The organism is Haloarcula nitratireducens (genome assembly GCF_019599505.1).
This window is the reverse complement of the sequence record NZ_RKLT01000001.1, coordinates 1,204,782-1,223,118: the sequence shown is the minus strand read 5'-3', so window position 1 is coordinate 1,223,118 and position 18,337 is coordinate 1,204,782. Positions and strand designations below refer to the sequence as shown.

The 18,337-nt window shown below is 68.3% G+C and carries 18 protein-coding genes and 1 pseudogene; 15 read left to right on the top strand and 4 right to left on the bottom strand.

Translation table 11 applies throughout. The features are described from left to right. The 7 genes from EGH23_RS06290 (at position 1) to EGH23_RS06260 (ending at position 4,629) form a co-directional block, all read left to right on the top strand. Positions 1-201, top strand: coding sequence for a DNA-directed RNA polymerase subunit N (locus tag EGH23_RS06290; protein WP_159901306.1), 201 nt, complete (start codon positions 1-3; stop codon positions 199-201). Further along, on the top strand, positions 198-377 hold the full coding sequence (locus tag EGH23_RS06285) for a DNA-directed RNA polymerase subunit K (protein WP_135303168.1): 180 nt from the start codon (positions 198-200) through the stop codon (positions 375-377). The genes EGH23_RS06290 and EGH23_RS06285 overlap by 4 nt, the downstream gene beginning before the upstream one ends. Beyond that, positions 374-1,579: a phosphopyruvate hydratase gene (gene eno / locus EGH23_RS06280; protein ID WP_220579133.1), complete on the top strand. Its 1,206-nt coding sequence runs from the start codon at positions 374-376 to the stop codon at positions 1,577-1,579. Before EGH23_RS06285 ends, eno begins: the two co-directional genes overlap by 4 nt. Further along, on the top strand, positions 1,576-2,364 hold the full coding sequence (gene rpsB, locus EGH23_RS06275; protein ID WP_220579132.1) for a 30S ribosomal protein S2: 789 nt from the start codon (positions 1,576-1,578) through the stop codon (positions 2,362-2,364). Before eno ends, rpsB begins: the two co-directional genes overlap by 4 nt. A 110-nt stretch (positions 2,365-2,474) precedes the next feature. Continuing rightward, positions 2,475-2,855, top strand: a complete 381-nt coding sequence (locus tag EGH23_RS06270) for a DUF5518 domain-containing protein (protein ID WP_220579131.1) — start codon at positions 2,475-2,477, stop codon at positions 2,853-2,855. Between the two features lie 52 nt (positions 2,856-2,907). Next, positions 2,908-3,141 carry a hypothetical protein gene (locus EGH23_RS06265; protein WP_236044620.1) on the top strand — a complete coding sequence of 78 codons (234 nt, stop codon included), beginning with the start codon at positions 2,908-2,910 and terminating at the stop codon, positions 3,139-3,141. A 147-nt stretch (positions 3,142-3,288) separates the two neighbouring features. Continuing rightward, the gene (locus EGH23_RS06260; RefSeq protein WP_220579130.1) at positions 3,289-4,629 is read left to right on the top strand and encodes a cytochrome P450; all 1,341 of its coding nucleotides are present in this window, start codon (positions 3,289-3,291) and stop codon (positions 4,627-4,629) included. 7 nt (positions 4,630-4,636) lie between these two features. On the opposite strand, the gene EGH23_RS06255 is transcribed toward EGH23_RS06260, so the two are convergent. Next, on the bottom strand, positions 4,637-5,500 hold the full coding sequence (locus EGH23_RS06255) for a hypothetical protein (protein ID WP_220579129.1): 864 nt from the start codon (positions 5,498-5,500) through the stop codon (positions 4,637-4,639). A gap of 163 nt (positions 5,501-5,663) precedes the next feature. Between EGH23_RS06255 and mvk the strand changes: the two genes are divergently transcribed. The 7 genes from mvk (at position 5,664) to EGH23_RS06220 (ending at position 12,839) form a co-directional block, all read left to right on the top strand. Next, positions 5,664-6,647, top strand: a complete 984-nt coding sequence (gene mvk, locus EGH23_RS06250; RefSeq protein ID WP_220579128.1) for a mevalonate kinase — start codon at positions 5,664-5,666, stop codon at positions 6,645-6,647. Beyond that, on the top strand, positions 6,644-7,381 hold the full coding sequence (locus EGH23_RS06245; protein ID WP_220579127.1) for an isopentenyl phosphate kinase: 738 nt from the start codon (positions 6,644-6,646) through the stop codon (positions 7,379-7,381). Before mvk ends, EGH23_RS06245 begins: the two co-directional genes overlap by 4 nt. Positions 7,382-7,427: 46 nt before the next feature. Next, the gene (locus EGH23_RS06240) at positions 7,428-8,774 is read left to right on the top strand and encodes a prolipoprotein diacylglyceryl transferase (protein ID WP_220579126.1); all 1,347 of its coding nucleotides are present in this window, start codon (positions 7,428-7,430) and stop codon (positions 8,772-8,774) included. A gap of 266 nt (positions 8,775-9,040) precedes the next feature. After that, complete coding sequence (locus EGH23_RS06235) at positions 9,041-10,387, top strand: ribonuclease J (protein ID WP_220579125.1); 1,347 nt, start codon at positions 9,041-9,043, stop codon at positions 10,385-10,387. Between the two features lie 4 nt (positions 10,388-10,391). Continuing rightward, on the top strand, positions 10,392-11,432 hold the full coding sequence (idsA3, locus tag EGH23_RS06230; protein ID WP_220579124.1) for a geranylfarnesyl diphosphate synthase: 1,041 nt from the start codon (positions 10,392-10,394) through the stop codon (positions 11,430-11,432). A gap of 84 nt (positions 11,433-11,516) precedes the next feature. Next, the gene (locus EGH23_RS06225; protein WP_220579123.1) at positions 11,517-11,804 is read left to right on the top strand and encodes a GYD domain-containing protein; all 288 of its coding nucleotides are present in this window, start codon (positions 11,517-11,519) and stop codon (positions 11,802-11,804) included. 99 nt (positions 11,805-11,903) lie between these two features. After that, positions 11,904-12,839, top strand: coding sequence for an ArsA family ATPase (locus EGH23_RS06220; RefSeq protein WP_220579122.1), 936 nt, complete (start codon positions 11,904-11,906; stop codon positions 12,837-12,839). Between the two features lie 374 nt (positions 12,840-13,213). Here the strand turns inward: EGH23_RS06220 and EGH23_RS06215 are convergent. Both EGH23_RS06215 and EGH23_RS06210 read right to left on the bottom strand, forming a co-directional pair. After that, positions 13,214-14,095 (bottom strand): annotated as a pseudogene (locus tag EGH23_RS06215) (complex I NDUFA9 subunit family protein); the annotation flags it as partial. Positions 14,096-14,252: 157 nt separating this feature from the next. After that, positions 14,253-15,035, bottom strand: a complete 783-nt coding sequence (locus EGH23_RS06210) for a helix-turn-helix transcriptional regulator (protein WP_220579120.1) — start codon at positions 15,033-15,035, stop codon at positions 14,253-14,255. A 113-nt stretch (positions 15,036-15,148) separates the two neighbouring features. Between EGH23_RS06210 and EGH23_RS06205 the strand changes: the two genes are divergently transcribed. Then, positions 15,149-16,882, top strand: a complete 1,734-nt coding sequence (locus EGH23_RS06205) for a glutamate--tRNA ligase (RefSeq protein ID WP_220579119.1) — start codon at positions 15,149-15,151, stop codon at positions 16,880-16,882. Here the strand turns inward: EGH23_RS06205 and EGH23_RS06200 are convergent, their stop codons facing one another. Beyond that, positions 16,883-18,268, bottom strand: a complete 1,386-nt coding sequence (locus EGH23_RS06200) for a PAS domain-containing sensor histidine kinase (protein WP_220579118.1) — start codon at positions 18,266-18,268, stop codon at positions 16,883-16,885. Between the last annotated feature and the right edge of the window lie 69 nt (positions 18,269-18,337).

Below are 18,337 nucleotides of genomic sequence, written 5' to 3'. Positions count from 1 at the left end.
ATGATGGTACCGGTCCGGTGTTTCACCTGCGGCAACGTCGTCGGCGAGCACTGGGAGGAGTTCAAGGCCCGCACCCGCGAGGCCGAGGAACCAGAGGACCCGGAGAAGGTCCTCGACGAACTCGGCGTCGAGCGGCACTGCTGTCGCCGGATGCTCGTCTCGCACAAAGACCTCGTCGACATCGTGGCTCCGTACCAATGAACGCACAGGAAAGCCGATACGAGAAGGCCCGCAAACTCGGCGCGCGAGCGCTGCAGCTGGCCCACGGTGCGCCCGTGCTCATCGAGACGGAACACACCCAGCCGATCCTCATCGCGGCCGAGGAGTACGACGCCGGTGTGCTCCCCTTCACCGTCAAACGAGGCGACCACAAATGACCCTAATCACCGACATCCGACTCCGCCGCGTCCTCGACTCGCGTGGGAACGCGACCGTCGAGGCCGACGTCCTCACCGAGAGCGGGGGCTTCGGTCGCGGCAAGGCACCGAGCGGCGCAAGTACCGGCGAGTACGAGGCCATCGAACTGCCGGCTCAGGAGGCCATCGCGAACGCTCGCGACGACGCGCTTCCGCGCCTCGTCGGCGAGGTCCACGCCGGCAATCAGCGCGACGTCGACGCGGCGCTGCGCGCCGCCGACGGGTCCGATGACTTCTCGGAAATCGGGGCCAACTCGGCCGTCGCCATCTCGATGGCGGCCGCCAAGGCCGGTGCCGACGTGCTGGGCGCACCGCTGTTCCAGCACCTCGGCGGCACCTTCCGCGGCAACGAGTACCCGACGCCGCTCGGCAACATCATCGGCGGCGGCGAACACGCCGCGGACGCGACGAACATCCAGGAGTTCCTCGCAGCGCCCGTCGGCGCGCCGAGCGTCGAGGACGCCGTCTTCGCCAACGCCGCGGTCCACCAGGAGGTCCACGACATCCTCGCGGAGCGCGACCTGCCCGCGGGCAAGGGCGACGAGGGCGCGTGGGCCCCGTCCGTCTCGGACGACGAGGCCTTCGAGATCATGAACGAGGCCGTCGAGACGGTGGCCGACGACTTCGGCTTCGCCATCACCTTCGGCCTCGACGTCGCCGGTGCCGAGCTGTACGACGACGACGAGGGCGGCTACGTCTACGACGACGGGGTCAAGTCCACCGAGGAGCAGATCGAGTACATCGCCGAGAAGGTCGAGGAGTACGACCTCGTCTACGTCGAGGACCCCCTCGACGAGAACGACTACGAGGCCTTCGCCGACCTGACCGACCGCGTCGGCGACCAGACGCTCGTCTGCGGTGACGACCTCTTCGTCACGAACGTCGAGCGACTGGAGGCCGGCATCGCCGCCGGGGCGGGCAACTCCATCCTCATCAAGCCCAACCAGATCGGGACGCTCACCGACGCGGTGGACGCCATCGAGCTGGCGACCCGAAACGGCTACGAGTCCGTCGTCTCCCACCGGAGCGGCGAGACGGAGGACACCACTATCGCACACCTCGCCGTGGCGACCGACGCGCCGTTCATCAAGACGGGCGCGGTCGGCGGCGAGCGCACAGCCAAGCTGAACGAACTCATTCGTATCGAGGACAACGCAGTATGAGCGGGAACGAAAAAGAGGGTCTCGACGCGTCCGAGTCCGACTTCGACCCGTCCGAGGAGGACGACGAAGCGACCGACGCCGAGCCCGAGACGGAAGCCGAACAGCCCGCCGACGCCGCCGACGAGGCGGCCGAGGCAGAGACAGAAGAAGCCGAAGACGCCGGACCGCAGATGGACGAGGACGTCATGCCCGGCGAGCAGTCGGAAGCGGACCTCCTCATCCCCGTCGAGGACTACCTCGGCGCGGGCGTCCACATCGGGACCCAGCAGAAGACCAAGGACATGGAGCGGTTCATCCACCGCGTCCGCGACGACGGTCTCTACGTGCTGGACGTCTCGATGACCGACCAGCGCATCCGCACCGCCGCGGACTTCCTGGCCAACTACGAGCCCGAGCAGATCCTCGTGGCCTCGTCGCGCCAGTACGGTCGGTTCCCGGCAGAGAAGTTCGCCGAGGCCGTCGGCGCTCGCGCCCGCACGGGCCGGTTCATCCCCGGGACGCTGACGAACCCGGACTACGACGGCTACATCGAACCGGACGTCGTGGTCGTCACCGACCCGATCGGCGACGCGCAGGCCGTCAAGGAGGCCATCACGGTCGGCATCCCGGTCATCGCCATGTGCGACTCCAACAACACCACGTCCAACGTGGACCTGGTCGTCCCGACGAACAACAAGGGGCGAAAGGCGCTGTCGGTCGTCTACTGGCTGCTGGCCAACGAGACGCTCGACCGCCGCGGTGCCGAGCCGTCCTACGGGCTCGACGACTTCGAGTCCGAGATCTGAGTTCGCGCGCTCGCTTCGTTTTCGCGGCTCACCGCTTCGAGGAGTGGTAACGCCCGATTCGTCCCCGCTACAGCACAAAACATACCATACACCCTCGAGTAGCAGGGCTGATGGCAGAGCAAGACACCCTCCTCAACGCGGTCATCGGCGCAGTCGCGACAGCCCTCCTGAGTTCGTTCGTCCCCTTCGCGCCCGTCTTCGGCGGTGCGCTCGCCGGCTACCTCCAGGGCGGCGACCGGAACGACGGCCTCCGCGTCGGGGTCGTCTCCGGCCTCATCGGCCTCGTGTTCTCGGCGATCGTCGCCGTCTTCGTCTTCGTCGTCCTCTTCGGCCTCGTCCTCAGCGGCGGGATGCCGGTCGGGTTCGGCGCGTTCGGCTTCGCCTTCCTCGTCCTCGTCGGCCTGTTCTCGGCCGTCTACGTCGTCGGGCTGAGCGCCCTTGGCGGCTGGCTGGGTAACTACGTGAAGTACGAGACGGACATCGGCAACTGACGGTCACTCACGGGCGGTTATATCACGACAGCGCTCGATAGCGGCGGCTGAGATGCGCGAGACGCTGACGGACGCGGGGTGGGGCGCGCTCGTGACGCTCGCCCTCTCGATGATACCGTTTTCGTCGCTCGCCGGGGTCGCGGCGATGGTCCCGCTGCTGGCGCTGTTCGTCCCGGCGCTGTACGTCTCCGGACTCTTCGGATTCGGATCGCGCCGTCGTCGACGGCCTACGACCTTTTCCTGTGGCTCGCGTTCGGGTTCTTCCTCGCGTACGCGGTCGGCCTGAGCGCCGTCGGCGGGTTGGCCGGGACGTGGACGCGTCGGTACACCGACTGGAACCTAGACCCAGGCCGCTGGCTCTGCGGGGACGCTTCGGCCGAGCGGCGACGCAGTTTGGCATTCGATTCAAACGTGTCCGGTCCTAACCGCCGCTATGTCGAAGACCCCGCCGGGACCGAAAGGGGAACCGCTGTTCGGAAGTAGTCGAACGTACGCGAACGATCCGTTTCGGTTCATCTCGGCGCTGGAGACGGCCTACGGCGACGTGGCCCGGTTCGATATGGGACCGATGGACACCCTCATGCTCTGTGACCCGACGGCGATCGAGCGGGTGCTGGTCTCGGAGGCCGACCGGTTCCGCAAGCCGGACTTCCAGGGCGACGCCCTCGGCGATTTACTCGGCGAGGGACTGCTGTTGAGCGAGGGCGAGACGTGGGAACGGCAGCGGCGACTGGGGAATCCGGCGTTCTCGATGGGGCGACTGGCCGGGATGGCAGATCGGATCACGGACCACGCCGAGGACCGCATCGCGGGCTGGGAGACGAGCCACGTCGTCGATGTCGAGCAGGAGATGACGCGGGTAACCCTCGACGTCATCCTCGACCTGATGATGGGCGTCGAACTCTCCGAACAGCGGGTCCGGACCATCGAGGAGCAGCTCGTCCCGCTGGGCCAGCGCTTCGAACCGGACCCGATCCGGTTCGCCGCGCCCGACTGGATGCCGATGCCGGACGACGCCGAGTTCGACAGCGCCGTCGAAACGCTGGACGAGGTGCTGGACGACATCGTCGCCGTCCGCGAGGCGGACGTCGGGACCGACGCCGACGGGCCGATGGACTTCCTCTCGGTGCTCATCCGAGCGCGCGACGACGGCGAGCAGACGGCCGAGCAGCTGCGCGACGAGATGATGACGATGCTGTTGGCGGGCCACGACACGACGGCGCTGACGCTCACCTACACGTGGTTCCTGCTGTCGGAACACCCCGAGGCCGAACGGAAGGTCCACCAGGAACTCGACGAGGTCGTCGGCGACGAGCGACCGGGGATGGAACACGTCCGCGAACTCGATTATTTGGAACGGGTGATTCAGGAGGCGATGCGGCTGTACCCGCCGGTGTACACCATCTTCCGTGAACCAACCGAGGACGTGGAACTGTCGGGCTATTCGGTCGAAGCGGGAACGACGCTGATGCTCCCCCAGTGGGGCGTCCACCGCTCGGAACGCTTCTACGACGACCCGGAGGCGTTCGACCCCGACCGCTGGCGGCCCGAACGCGCGGAAGAGCGACCGCGCTTCGCGTACTTCCCGTTCGGCGGCGGGCCGCGACACTGCATCGGCAAACACCTCGCCATGCTGGAGGCGCAACTCATCACCGCGACGACGGCGAAGCGATACCGCCTCGACTTCGAAGGGGAGACGCCGCTCGAACTGATGCCGTCGCTGACCGCCCATCCCCGACAGGAGATGTCGATGCGGGTGGAGAGACGAGACTAGCCGGCCGTTACCAGTCCGTCGAGACGTCCTCCACATTAACGTCTCGCTCGGCGGTGACGTGACCGCGAATTCGCAGCGGTATCGTCTCGACTTCGTTCGTCGTGTATTCCGTGTCTATGTCCAGCGACGCAGATACCGACTCGCCAGCGGCGACGGTCCGCTCGACGACGTGCGATTCGTCGTCGTCCGCGATGCGCTTCGTCGGCCAGTAGATCGCCGCGAGGAATCGCCCGTCGGTCTCGGAGACGTTCGTCGCCGAGAGCGACACAGTGAGCGGTTCCCCCTGCGAGACCGCCTCGGGAACGGTCACGCTGTCGAGTTCGAACCGGGGGGAAGAGGCGGCGAGCGCCTCAGTCGCGCCCGCCGGGAGCGACCATTCGGTGTTCTCGCCGTCGCGTCGGATCCGCGGATTCGACGCCGACAGCGGCGACGGAAGCGTGAACGCGAGAAACGGTCGCTCGATGCCCGCGACGGAGTGGTTTCTGGCTCCGGCGGTATCGGGAAGTCCGGGGTCCCACGACTCCGAGTCGGTCACTAACGAGAACCCGCCGGTCGAGGCGTCTCGTGGTCCCCGTACCGAAGCCACGACGTACTGCCGGCCGCGGGCGGTGAGCACGCCGCCCGACCCCATCGTGGACTCGTACCGAACCGACTTCCGGACGACGAGGTCTCCGACGGCGAGGGTCGCGTCGGGCTCTGTCCCTGAGATGCGTTCGGTCGGCGATCCCGCCGGCGAGTCGGTGGTGGTCTCGCTCGGTGAGGCCTCGGTCCGGTTCGGGGTATCGTCCGAGCCCGCGGGCGACTCCGAGAGGCACCCGGCGAGACCGGCGAGGCACGTTCCGCACGAGGCGAGCAGTCGGCGGCGGTTCATACCCGGTCGTTCCGCGCACCGCTAAAAGTGCTTTCAGGAGGCTGAAAATCGGTTTTTACCGTTGTCACCTCGCGTATCGTCCCGAACCGCGAGCGAGCGGTCGGCGTCGAACCCGGAATCTCGCTCCGAAAACGCCTAATCCTCTCCGGGTACACGAACGGGTATGGTTACGTCGAGTGCCCCCGGCAAGGTGTATCTGTTCGGGGAACACGCGGTCGTCTACGGTGAGCCGGCGGTCCCGTGCGCCATCGAACGCCGGGCGCGGGTGACGGCCACCGAGCGAGAAGACGGGTTGCGCGTTCACGCGGACGACCTCAAGCTCGACGGCTTCACCGTCGAGTACGACGGCGACGGCGACGCGCGGCCGGACGTCGAGGCGGAGCGACCGCTCGTCGAGGCGGCGATGGGCTACGTCAACGAGGCGGTCTCGCAGGTCCGGGAGGCGACGGATGCGCCGGACGCCGGCTTCGAGATACAGATCGAGAGCGACATCCCGCTGGGGGCGGGGCTCGGTTCCTCGGCGGCGGTCGTCGTCGCGGCCATCGACGCCGCGACCCGGGAGTTGGGCGTTTCGCTCTCGCCCCGGGAGATCGCCGACCGCGCCTATCGGGTCGAGTCGGCGGTACAGGACGGGCAGGCCTCGCGTGCCGATACGTTCTGTTCGGCCGTCGGCGGCGCGGTCCGCGTCGAGGGCGACGACTGCCGGACGCTCGACGGGATCGGCAACCTCCCGTTCGTCATCGGGTTCGATGGCGGGGCCGGCGATACGGGAGCGCTCGTCGCCGGCGTCCGCCGGCTCCGCGACGAGCACGACTTCGCGGCCGACACCGTCAGCGCTATCGGCGACGTCGTCCGGGAGGGAGAGAACGTCCTCGGCACGGACGACTACGAGTCGCTGGGGGAGCTGATGAACTTCAACCACGGGCTGCTGTCGGCGCTCGGCGTCTCCTCTCGGTCGCTGGATACGATGGTGTGGGCCGCCAGGGACGCCGGCGCGGTCGGCGCGAAGCTCACCGGTGCCGGCGGTGGCGGCTGTATCGTCGCGCTGGACGAGAGCGACGACGCGCTCACCGCCCTGAAGTACACGCCGGGCTGTGAGGACGCCTTCCGGGCGGAACTGGACACCGAGGGAGTCCGGCGGGAATGACCGTCGTCCTCAAACTCGGCGGGAGCGTCGTCACCGAGAAGGACGAACCGGAGACGGTCGACGACGCGGGGCTCGCGGCGGCGGCCGACGCCGTCGCCGGCGCGGACGCGGACCTCGTCGTCGTCCACGGCGGCGGGAGCTTCGGCCACCACCACGCCGCCGAGTACGGCGTCAGCACGACCGAGGGGACCCGCGACGTCGCTGGCGTAGACGCGATACACGGCGCGATGAAGCGACTGAACGCCAGAGTGGTCGCCTCGCTGACCGACCGGGGCGTGCCGGCGGTCCCGGTCCATCCGTTCTCGGCGGGCCACCGCGACGCCGACGGGGCGCTCTCGTTGCCCACCGGACAGGTCGAGACGCTGCTCGGCGAGGGGTTCGTGCCGGTGCTCCACGGCGACCTCGTCGCCCACGAGGGCGAGGGCGTCACCGTCCTCAGCGGCGACGAACTCGTCGTCGAACTCGCGCCCGCCGTGGGCGCGGACCGGGTCGGCGTCTGCTCGACGGTTCCGGGCGTCCTCTCCGAGTCCGGCGAGGTGATCGAGCGAGTCACCGCCTTCGACGACGTGGCGGCGGCCCTCGGCGGGAGCGATGCGACCGACGTCTCCGGCGGGATGGCCGGAAAGGTTCGAGCGCTGCTCGCACTGGAGAGCCCGGCCCACGTCTTCGGTCCCGACGCCCTCCCCGCGTTCTTCGCCGGTGAGTCGCCGGGGACGACCGTTGACGCCGAGTGATACTGCCGGCGTAACCTATTTGACCGACGTTGGGTATTGTCGTACAATGTCTGCCGTTAGCTTATTGGACGTTTATCGATACGGCACGCGCTTCGTCGGGTACTTTCTCGTCGTGAGCGTCGTCGGGGGCGCGTTCGTCGGAATAGGAATGGTCCTCGGCGCGTCGAGTGCGACCTCCCCGACAGTCGAGACGAATCGCGCGCTCTTAGGCGTCGCCGTCGCCGGTATCGGCGTCCTCCTCACGCTGTCGGGGCTGTTCGGCCTCGCCCACAAACTCGTCGCCGACGCGACGCGGGTCGGTGCCGCCGCCGCCGTCGCGGCGACGGACGGGGAATCGGTCGCCGAGCGAGTCGCGGACGAACCGAGCGACGAGTCTGCGACCACTGAGGGGACTGCGAGGGCCGATAGCCAGGAAACGACTGACGAACGTCAACCCGCGGGCGCGGCGACCGCCGCGACTGGTGCAGCGGTCGGCGGGGCCACGGCGGCTACCGACGACGCGGAGGCGCCGCCCCAGCGATCGGAGACGCAACCGCCCGCAGCGGACCCCGACGACCCCGTGGGCGTCAACCGACCCGGCCAACGGCGAGGCGGTTCGAGTTCGGCGGCTTCGACGGAGTCGGAGCCGGCGGAAACGACGCGGGAACCGGCACAGTCGCCGTCGGCAGCGGCCGGAACCGAGGACGGGACGACGGCTGATCGGGAGTCAGTCACGGACCGGCAGACGGCGACGGATGTCGGCGTTCCGGGGGCCGAACCCACCGACGACGCCCCTTCGAGCGAGGCGACCGCTACCGGGACAGACGACGCCGCTGTGGACCCGACGGGGGAGCCCGACGACGGAAGCATCTTCGGCGGACCGACGGCGGACGCCCCGAGCGACGCCGCGGGGGAGCCGACGGCGCGTGAAGCGAACGGGGAGAACGAGCCGACTTCGGCGGAGAGCGAGGCACCGCAGGAGTGGTCGCCACCGGACCCGACGGAGTTCGAGCAGCGCGAGTCGCAGGCGAAAACGACCGAAACGGACGATGACGAGACCGCGGGCGACGCGCCCGACTTCGCCGATTGGGGTACCGAGGGCCAGACCGACCCGGACGTGGGAACGGACACGAGGGGAGGTCGCGGTGAGCCGACAGACGGACCGCGGACGACGGACGACCTGTTCGGCGAGGAGTCGAGTGACGAGAGCGACCCGTTCGAGCGCCCGACGGCTGAGGAGACGCGCGTCGAGGACGACTCGGCCGCGACGGACGCCACCGCGGCGGACGCAACGGACGAGGCGGTCGCCGACCAGCCGAACGACGAGGACGACCCCGAGACCGCTGGCAGTACCCGCAGGTTCGAAGTCGACTCGGACAGCGACCCGCTGTCTGACGCGCTGGACGACGAGTGAGCGGACGGAACCCACATCGTTTTAAGAAGCCGCGTTGTACTCCCGCGTAACCGAGCGCACGGCCGCCCGCGACCCGCGGTTCGGCGGCCGGCAGACGACGGGGGAAAAGTCGTCGGGACGCGAGTCCCTTCCACTACGGGAACCGAGGCTACGGGTCTACCCGGCCGGCCTCGCCACCCATCGGAATCGAGACGCCGTTTCGGCGGTTACCGTCGTCGCCACCACCAACCGCGTGCTCGCGGCCGGCTCCACTCGGAGCTACAACCATGGAAGTCGAAATCGCAACAATTGGCGGATACGAGGCTGTGGGCCGACAGATGACGGCCGTCCGTGCGGGGGACGACGTCGTCATCTTCGACATGGGCCTGAACCTCTCGAAGGTACTGATTCACGACAACGTCGAGACCGAGCGGATGCACTCGCTCGACCTCATCGACATGGGCGCGATCCCGGATGACCGCGTCATGTCCGACCTCGAGGGCGACGTCAAGGCCATCGTGCCGACGCACGGTCACCTGGACCACATCGGCGCGATATCGAAGCTCGCACACCGCTACGACGCGCCCATCGTCGCCACGCCCTTCACCATCGAGCTCGTCAAACAGCAGATCAAGGGCGAGGAGAAGTTCGGCGTCCAGAACGACCTCCAGAAGATGGAGGCCGGCGAGACGATGCAGATCGGCGAGCGCACCGAGCTGGAGTTCGTCAACGTCACCCACTCCATCATCGACGCCATCAACCCCGTCCTCCACACGCCGGAGGGCGCGGTCGTCTACGGCCTGGACAAGCGGATGGACCACACGCCGGTGCTGGGCGACCCCATCGACATGAAGCGCTTCCGCGAGATCGGCCGCGAGGGCGAGGGCGTCCTCTGTTACATCGAGGACTGTACGAACGCCGGTCGGAAGGGTCGGACCCCCTCCGAGTCCGTCGCGCGTCGACACCTCAGGGACGTCATGGAGAGCATCGAGCACTACGACGGCGGGATCGTCGCCACGACGTTCTCCAGCCACATCGCCCGCGTGAAGAGCCTCGTCGAGTTCGCCGAGGACATCGGCCGCCAGCCGGTGCTGCTGGGCCGCTCGATGGAGAAGTACTCCGGTACCGCGGAGCGACTGGACTTCGTGGACTTCCCCGACGATCTGGGGATGTACGGCCACCGCAAGTCCGTCGACCGCACGTTCAAGCGCATCATGAACGAGGGCAAGGAGAACTTCCTGCCCATCGTGACGGGCCACCAGGGCGAACCGCGCGCGATGCTCACCCGCATGGGCCGCGGCGAGACGCCATACGAACTGGACGACGGCGACAAGGTCCTCTTCTCGGCCCGGGTCATCCCGGAGCCGACCAACGAGGGCCAGCGCTACCAGTCCGAGAAACTGCTGGGCATGCAGGGCGCTCGCATCTACGACGACATCCACGTCTCGGGCCACCTTCGAGAGGAAGGACACTACGAGATGCTCCAGGCGCTGCAGCCACAGCACGTCATCCCCGCTCACCAGAGCCTCAAAGGGTTCGCGCCGTACGTGGACCTCGCCGAGAACCAGGGCTACAAGGTCGGCCGCGACCTCCACGTTACCCGAAACGGTAACATGATCCAACTCACCGAGTAGAGTGATGTCAGGACGCCATCAGCAGGTCGAAGCGGCCATCCTCGCCCGGCGAGAGCGGGTCAACGAGGCGCTCCCGGAGGAACTCCCGGTCACGCGGCCGGAACACCTCTACGAGGCGACCCGGTACCTGCTGGACGCTGGCGGCAAACGACTCCGACCGACGGTGCTGTTGTTGGTCGCCGAGTCGCTGTTGGACGTCGAACCGCTCTCCGAGAACTACCGCGACTTCCCGACGCTAGACGACGGGCGCGCCGACGTGCTGTCGGCGGCCATCGCGATCGAGGTCATCCAGACGTTCACGCTCATCCACGACGACATCATGGACGACGACGACCTCCGCCGGGGAGTCCCCGCCGTCCACAAGGAGTACGACCTCTCGACGGCGATCCTGGCCGGCGACACGCTGTACTCGAAGGCCTTCGAGTTCCTGCTCGAAACCGGGGCCGCGCCGGAGCGAACCGTCGAGGCGAACAAGCGACTCGCCACGACGTGTACCCGCATCTGCGAGGGGCAGTCGCTGGACATCGAGTTCGAACAGCGCGAGGCGGTCACGCCCGAGGAGTACCTGGAGATGGTCGAACTCAAGACCGCCGTGCTGTACGGGGCCGCCGCCTCGATTCCGGCGACCCTGCTGGGGGCCGACGAGGAGACCGTCGCGGCGCTGTACAACCACGGACTCGACGTGGGCCGGGCGTTCCAGATCCAGGACGACCTGCTGGACCTGACGACGCCCTCGGAGAAACTGGGCAAACAGCGCGGGTCGGACCTCGTCGAGAACAAGCAGACGCTCGTGACGCTACACGCCCGCCAGCAGGGCGTCGACGTGGCGAATCTCGTCGATACCGACTCCGTCGAGGACGTCTCCGAGGCCGAGATAGACGACGCCGTCGCCCGACTCCGCGAGGCGGGCTCTATCGAGTACGCGGAAAACCGGGCACAGGAGCTCGTTCAGAGCGGGAAGGAGAACCTCGAAGTGCTCCCCGACAACGAGGCCCGCGAGCTGTTAGACGGCATCGCGAACTACCTCGTCGAGCGCGAGTACTGAACGTCGGACCGCGTCCCGTCGCTTTTTTTATCGGGGAGAGTATCGGGCAACAGACCTATAATCGGCAGACGCGACGGTCGAACCATGCCGACGTACTCGGTCCTCGCCGACGTCAACGAACAGGAGATACAGAACGCCCAGGAGCTGGTGAGCATCTGGGGCGACGTCCAACAGGACATCGAGGATCTCGGTGGGGAGCTCCTCGACAGCTACGCGCTGGCGGGCAGCTACGACTTCCTGCTCACGTTCGAAGTCCCCGACGAGGACACCGTCCTGCAGGCCTCCATCGCGATCGAGCGATACGGGCTGGACACGGAGACGATGCGTGCGGTGCCCACCGAGCGGTTCGGTGAACTCGTCATGGACATCTGAGGCGCCAGCCCGTAGTCGAGTCGTCGCTCTATTTTCCACCGGAGTTCGACTTTCCCGCTCCGCCACGGAGTTAAACGGGTTCGGCCCCAACACTCGGCCGTGACACGGTTCGTCCTCTACGGCGGGAAAGGCGGCGTCGGGAAGACCACCGTCGCGGCGGCGACCGGGCTGCGACTGGCACGCGAGGGCCACGAGACGCTGGTGGTCTCGACCGACCCGGCTCACTCGCTCGCCGACTCCGTCGGAACCCCGCTCGGCGGCGACCCGACCGAGATACGCGAGAACCTCTGGGGCGTCGAGGTCGACCCGCAGGCGGGCGTCGACCGCTATCGCGTGCTGTTCGAGGCGCTGGCCGACGAGTTAGACGACGCCGGTATCCGCCTCGACGAGGGGGAAGTGGCGACGCTGTTCTCCTCGGGCGTCGCGCCCGGGAGCGACGAACTCGCCGCGCTCGAAGGGCTGGCGACGTACGTCGACAGCGACCGCTGGGACCGCGTCGTCTTCGACACCGCGCCGACCGGCCACACGCTCAGACTTCTCGACCTGCCGTCGGTGATCGACCGCGGGATGGCGACGGCGCTCGACCTGCGAGACCAGGTGCGACGGAAGGTCGACGCCACGCGGACGATGCTGTTCGGGCCGATGGGACGGAAGCGCCGCGGGGAGCACGACGACTTCACCGAGATGCGCGAGCGGATGGAGCGCGTGGGGACGGTTCTGCGAGACCCCGAACAGACCGAGTTCCGCGTCGTCACGATCCCCGAGACGATGGCGGTCCGCGAGAGCGAGCGGCTCGTTGAGCGGCTTGGCGAGTTCGAGATTCCGGTGACGACGCTCGTCGTGAACAAGGTCATCGAAGAACCGGGCGACTGCGAGCGCTGTCTCGGGAAACAGGCCGTCCAGGAGGAGGCTATCGCCGCGCTCCGGTCGTCGCTGCCGGACCTCGACGTGTGGACGGTCCCCGACGAACCCGGGGAAGTCACCGGACTGGAGACGCTCGAACGGGTCGGCGCGCGTCTCGACGGGCGGGATTGACGAGCGGAGACCGACGGCCGCCGTTCAGGAGCGACCTAGCCGCGGCGGGAGCCGACGGCCGAGCGAACCGAGCGGCCGAGCCACGTCAGCGCGACGGCACAGGCGAAGTACGTCACCAGCAGGCCGACGTGGTACAGCGCCGAACTGTGACCGATGCCCAGCAGGGACTCCGCCCCGTAGACGACGTTCTCCAGTCCCCACGGGGCGTCGTAGACGGCTATCGTCAGGAGGTAGGTCGGCACGTAGAGGGCGATCGCCAGCGGGGAGTCGGTCAGGGTCGGGAGGGCGGTCGAGAGCGCGAAGTACGCGAACAGCGCGAGCGTCGCGGGGCGGGTCAGGAGGCTCCGGCGACGGTCGCCGGAACGCTCGCCGCCCTCGTCGAGGTGCTCCTCGAGCGCCCGGAGGTCGGCCTCGGTGCGGCCGAAGGCGCTCACGTCGTTCTCTTCGACGGTGTTGTCGAACTGTAGCGAGCGGTACTGGTCGGGTCCCATCGGGAAACCGGGAACGCTTCCGCCGACAGTCAGCCCGATCTTGGCGAGTGTCGTCGGGACGGGCAGGACGCGCAGCGACTTCCCGTCGGCTCGATAGATGGCGCGTGCCACGTCGGCGAGGGTCAGCACGTCCGGACCGCCGAGTTCGTGCGTCTCGCCGGCGTGAGACCCGTCGGTGACGCAGTCGGCGAGCATCTCCGCGAGGTCTTCGACCCAGATTGGCTGAAAACGGGTCGTCCCGCCGCCGGGCAGGCCCGTGATATAGGGCGTCGTCAGCAGGCGCGTGAAGGAGACGAATTCGCCGCCGTCGCCGAAGACGACGGAGGGCCGGACGATCGTCCACGAGAGCGACGAGTCGCGGACGACGGACTCTGCCTGTCCCTTCGATCGGATGTAGTGGGTCGTCCCGTCGGGGTCGGCACCGAGCGCGCTCAACTGGACGAAGCGGGGGACGCCGTGGCGTTCGGCCGCGGCGACGGCGTTCTCGGTCCCGCCGAGATGCACCTTCTCGTGCATCTCGCTTCCCCCGTCGGGTTCGAACAGCGGCGAGAGCGCGACGAGGTTCACGACGGCGTCCTGCCCGTCGAAGGCCGAATCGAGCGAGTCTGGGTCGGTCACGTCGCCCGCGACCGTTCGCACGCCGTCGGGGAGGGCCGTCGCGTCGGGGGAGCGAGCCAGCGCGGTCACGTCGTGGTCTCGGTCGACCAGTCGGGCGGCGAGGCGGCGACCGACGAAGCCGGTGCCGCCGAGCAGGAGGATTCGCATACGGGTCGAGATACTCCGCACGGGGAGTTTACGTCAGCTACCGTCACGGGCGACACCCCCTGTCACCGCGGCCACTCGTACGGACTGTTGTAGTCTCTTACCGATGACCGACTGATCGGTGTGGACGATCACCGGTAAACAGCTACGACAGTCCGTATCAGGAGCGGAGCGCGTCGAGGCCCGACACCGACTCGCTGCGCTCGCGGCGGCGCTCGAAACAGTCCGTCGCCCACGCGTAGAACTCCGGATCGGTCCCGTCGGCGCAGGCGTGGAGTTGCCCGCTATCGTCGTAGGCGAGCAAGAGGACGCGGTCGTCGGTCAGCGTCAGGCCGAACGAGATGGGGTCCGGACTGTGATACAAGGTAAAGGGCGGGACGCCGACGACGGTCGCGAACTCCGCGGGGTTCTTCTCGCGGGCGCGGTCGATCGTCGCCCCGTCGAGGACGAGTTCGGTCTCGACGCCCGAGACGACCAGTTCGGCGTGAGCGTCGTGGAACAGGCGACTCAACACGGGCGAAATCATCCGCACGCGGGACGTCTCGGCCGACTCGACGGTACTCACGTAGTGACTGACCGGGGCCTGCGGCTGGTCGGTCTCGGCGACGACGAGCGTCGCGTTCGCCAGCAGGTCCGGCTCCGGAGCCACGTCCGCGGGGAGATGCGCGTAGAGGTCGTCGTTGTCGCCGATCGCCGCCAGCGCGTCCACGTACTCGCGGTGGCGGCGCGTGACCAGCAGCCCCGTCGTCGTCAAGCGGTAGTCCCCGTCGCGCTTCTCGGCCCACCCGCGGTCGGCGAAGGCGGCCAGGTTCCGCTGGACGCTCCGGCGGGACTGGTCGAGTTCGTCGGCGAGGTCGCGGGGCGACCCCGGCGTCTCGCGGAGGCGCTCTAAGAGCGCCAGCCGGTCCGGCGAGTCCGCGAGGAACTGCGCGGCGTCGGTCATACGCGGTGACTGCGACGGCCGCGGAAATAACGATGGCGGGACTCTGTCGCGGAACCTCCAGTCGACCGAGCGAACCCGACGGCGTTTTGACCGGGGCGGTGTCAGAGGCGAGCATGGACGACGCGCTACGCCAGCGGATCGAGGAGGCCGCCGAGACGAACGCCCTCCTCAACGCGGTCAAACACGACAGCGAGGCACAGGTCGGGGCCATCATGGGGCCGCTCATGGGCGAGAACCCGGAGTTCCGCGAGTACGGCGACGAGATCCCGGCGATCATCTCGCCGGTGGTCGACCGGGTCAACGGCATGGACGCCGAGGGACGCCGCGAGCGACTGGGCGAACTCGCCCCGGAGAAACTCGAAGAACTCGAAGCGGAGGACGAGGGCGACGAGCATCCGCTCCCGGACCTGCCCAACGTCGACGAGTACGATACGGTGCGGATGCGCGTCGCCCCGAACCCCAACGGCCCGTGGCACATCGGCCACGCCCGGATGGCCGCCGTCATCGGCACCTACAAGGAGCGCTACGACGGCGAGTTCGTCTGCCGGTTCGACGACACCGACCCGGAGACCAAGCGCCCGGACCTCGGTGCGTACGACGCCATCCTCGACGCCATCGAGTATCTGGGTTTCGAACCCGACGCCGTCTACCGCGCCAGCGACCGGGTCGAGACGTACTACGACCACGCGCGGGAACTCGTCGAACTGGGCGGAGCCTACACCTGCTCCTGTCCGCAGGGGGAGTTCTCCGACATGAAGAACAGCGGCGAGGCCTGCCCGCACCGCGAGAAGGACGCCGAGACCGTCCGCGAGGAGTTCGAGGCGATGGTCGACGGCGAGTACGAGAGCGGCGAGATGGTCCTCCGCGTGCGGACCGACATCACGCACAAGAACCCCGCGCTGCGCGACTTCGTCGCGTTCCGGATGATCGACACGCCCCACCCCCGCGAGGAGGCCGAAGAGTATCGCTGCTGGCCGATGCTGGACTTCCAGAGCGGCGTCGACGACCACCTGCTCGGCGTCACGCACATCATCCGCGGCATCGACTTACAGGACTCGGCGAAGCGTCAGGGGTTCGTCTACGACTACTTCGACTGGGAGTACCCCGAGGTCGTTCACTGGGGCCACGTGCAGGTCGACGAGTACGACGTGAAGATGTCCACCTCGACCATCGCGGAACTCGTCGCCGAGGGCGAACTCGACGGCTGGGACGACCCGCGCGCCCCGACCGTCGCCAGTCTCCGTCGGCGCGGTATCCGCGGCGAGGCGCTGGTCGACGCGATGGTCGAACTCGGTACCTCTACCTCGAACGTCGACCTCGCCATGTCCTCGGTGTACGCCAACAACCGCGACCTGATAGACGACGACACCGACCGCGCGTTCTTCGTCCGCGATAGCGACGAGCACGGCGGCGTAGTCGAGCGACAGGTCGTCGGCGGTCCCGACGCCGGCGAACCGCCGTTCCACCCCGACCACGAGGACCGAGGGCGGCGAGAGATTCCGGTCGCGGGCGGCGTCGCCGTCGAGGGCGACGACCTGCCCGAACACGGCGAGCGCGTCTGGCTGAAGGGGTACGGTTGCGTCCGGCACACCCGCGACGCCTTCGAGTACGTCGGCGACGACATCTCGGCGGTCCGCGAGGAGGGCGTCGACGTGGTCCACTGGGCACCGGCGGACGGCCCGCGACTCCGCCTACGGACGATGGACGGCGACGTGACCGGCGTCGCGGAGCCGGGCGTTCTCGACTACGAATCCGACGACATGCTCCAGTTCGAGCGCATCGGCTTCGCTCGGGTGGACGAGGTCGAGTCGGACGGCGAGTCCGTCGCGTACTTCGCACACCCCTGATCAGGTCGTCCGTTCCACGTCGGTGAACTCGAAGCGTGCGCCGCCGTCCTCGCTCTCGGTGAGCGTCACGTCCCAGTCGTGGGCGTCGGCGATGGTCTCGACGATGGCCAGACCGAACCCGGTGCCGTCGCCGACGGTCGTGTAGCCGGATTCGAACACCGCGTCGCGTTCGTCTGCGGGGATCCCCGGACCGTCGTCGGCGACGTAGAACCCGTCTTCGAGCTCGCCGACGGTGACGGTGACCGGCGACTCGTCGGTGCCGCCGTGTTCCAGCGCGTTCCGAAAGAGGTTCTCGAACAGTTCGGTCAACCGCCCGGGGTCGCAGAGGACGGTCCGCGACGTCTCGATCGAACAGGCCGCGCCCTCGGTGAAGACGCCGTTCCACGCGCCCTGGGCGACGATGCGGAGGTCGACCACTTCGGTGTCTTCGATGTCCTGTCCCTCTCTGGCCAGCGTGAGCGTGTCCTCGACGAGCGCCTCCATCCGCTCTAAGGCGTCGCCGATGGAGTCGAGGCGGTCCTCGACTTCCGGCGTCGCCTCGTGTCTCGCGAGTTCGAGGCTCCCGGAGGCGACCTGTAACGGGTTCCGGAGGTCGTGGCTGACGATGCTGGCGAACTCGTCTAAGCGCTCGTTTTGCTCCTGGAGTCGCTCCTCGCGGTCCTTCTGGTCGGAGATGTCCGCGATGATGGCGACGCTCCCGAGGATGTCGCCGTGTTTGCCCCGGATCGGGGCGATGGAGACGCTCACGTCGAGCGTGTGACCGCCCCGGTGTCGGAGCTGCGTCTCGACGCCGGTGAGTCGGTCCCCGTCGAGCACGCGCTCGTGGCGGCGCTGTAACTCGGCGCGGTGGTCGACCGGGAGGACGGCGAGCGGTTCGCCGCAGATCTCGTTCGTCGACCACCCGAACAGCGACTCCGCGGCGGGGTTCCAGACGTCGACGACGCCCGCCTCGTCCGCGGCGACGATGGCCAGCGGTGACGCCTCGATGAGCGTCTGGAGGCGTTCGCGCACCTCCGCCAACTCGGATTCGAGGTGCGCCCGGCGGGAGATATCGCGGACCACGCCGACCGATTTCGACTCGCCTTCCGTCGTCGTGAGCGGCGTCACGGACACCTCGCACGGGATCCGATCTCCCGACGGCGTGACTACCGTTCGCTCCTCGTCCGCGCCGGCCTCCGACGGGCCCTCGTCTCGGCCCGACTTCAGGACGGTCGCGACCGGTTCGCCGACGAGCGTCCCCTCTTCTCGGCCCGTGAGTTCGGCGAACGCGTCGTTGGCCCTGACGAACCGGCCCGCCTCGTTCACGACGTACACCGGCTGGTCGAGCGATTCGAAGACGGCTTCGAACTGTAACGAGTGCCGTTCGTCGGCCTCGCAGTCCGTCATTTGCCCTCCGGTGAGATGCACTCTGGGACGGGGTGCTCCACAGCGCCGTCTCGCCTGCGCCTCGCTGGT

Excerpts from the sequence above, each read along its gene's own strand:
- EGH23_RS06290 (WP_159901306.1), top strand. The coding sequence starts at position 1 with ATGATGGTACCGGTCCGGTGTTTCACCTGCGGCAACGTCGTCGGCGAG.
- EGH23_RS06285 (WP_135303168.1), top strand. The coding sequence starts at position 198 with ATGAACGCACAGGAAAGCCGATACGAGAAGGCCCGCAAACTCGGCGCG.
- eno (WP_220579133.1), top strand. The coding sequence starts at position 374 with ATGACCCTAATCACCGACATCCGACTCCGCCGCGTCCTCGACTCGCGT.
- rpsB (WP_220579132.1), top strand. The coding sequence starts at position 1,576 with ATGAGCGGGAACGAAAAAGAGGGTCTCGACGCGTCCGAGTCCGACTTC.
- EGH23_RS06270 (WP_220579131.1), top strand. The coding sequence starts at position 2,475 with ATGGCAGAGCAAGACACCCTCCTCAACGCGGTCATCGGCGCAGTCGCG.
- EGH23_RS06265 (WP_236044620.1), top strand. The coding sequence starts at position 2,908 with ATGCGCGAGACGCTGACGGACGCGGGGTGGGGCGCGCTCGTGACGCTC.
- EGH23_RS06260 (WP_220579130.1), top strand. The coding sequence starts at position 3,289 with ATGTCGAAGACCCCGCCGGGACCGAAAGGGGAACCGCTGTTCGGAAGT.
- EGH23_RS06255 (WP_220579129.1), bottom strand. The coding sequence starts at position 5,500 with ATGAACCGCCGCCGACTGCTCGCCTCGTGCGGAACGTGCCTCGCCGGT.
- mvk (WP_220579128.1), top strand. The coding sequence starts at position 5,664 with ATGGTTACGTCGAGTGCCCCCGGCAAGGTGTATCTGTTCGGGGAACAC.
- EGH23_RS06245 (WP_220579127.1), top strand. The coding sequence starts at position 6,644 with ATGACCGTCGTCCTCAAACTCGGCGGGAGCGTCGTCACCGAGAAGGAC.
- EGH23_RS06240 (WP_220579126.1), top strand. The coding sequence starts at position 7,428 with ATGTCTGCCGTTAGCTTATTGGACGTTTATCGATACGGCACGCGCTTC.
- EGH23_RS06235 (WP_220579125.1), top strand. The coding sequence starts at position 9,041 with ATGGAAGTCGAAATCGCAACAATTGGCGGATACGAGGCTGTGGGCCGA.
- idsA3 (WP_220579124.1), top strand. The coding sequence starts at position 10,392 with ATGTCAGGACGCCATCAGCAGGTCGAAGCGGCCATCCTCGCCCGGCGA.
- EGH23_RS06225 (WP_220579123.1), top strand. The coding sequence starts at position 11,517 with ATGCCGACGTACTCGGTCCTCGCCGACGTCAACGAACAGGAGATACAG.
- EGH23_RS06210 (WP_220579120.1), bottom strand. The coding sequence starts at position 15,035 with ATGACCGACGCCGCGCAGTTCCTCGCGGACTCGCCGGACCGGCTGGCG.
- EGH23_RS06205 (WP_220579119.1), top strand. The coding sequence starts at position 15,149 with ATGGACGACGCGCTACGCCAGCGGATCGAGGAGGCCGCCGAGACGAAC.
- EGH23_RS06200 (WP_220579118.1), bottom strand. The coding sequence starts at position 18,268 with ATGACGGACTGCGAGGCCGACGAACGGCACTCGTTACAGTTCGAAGCC.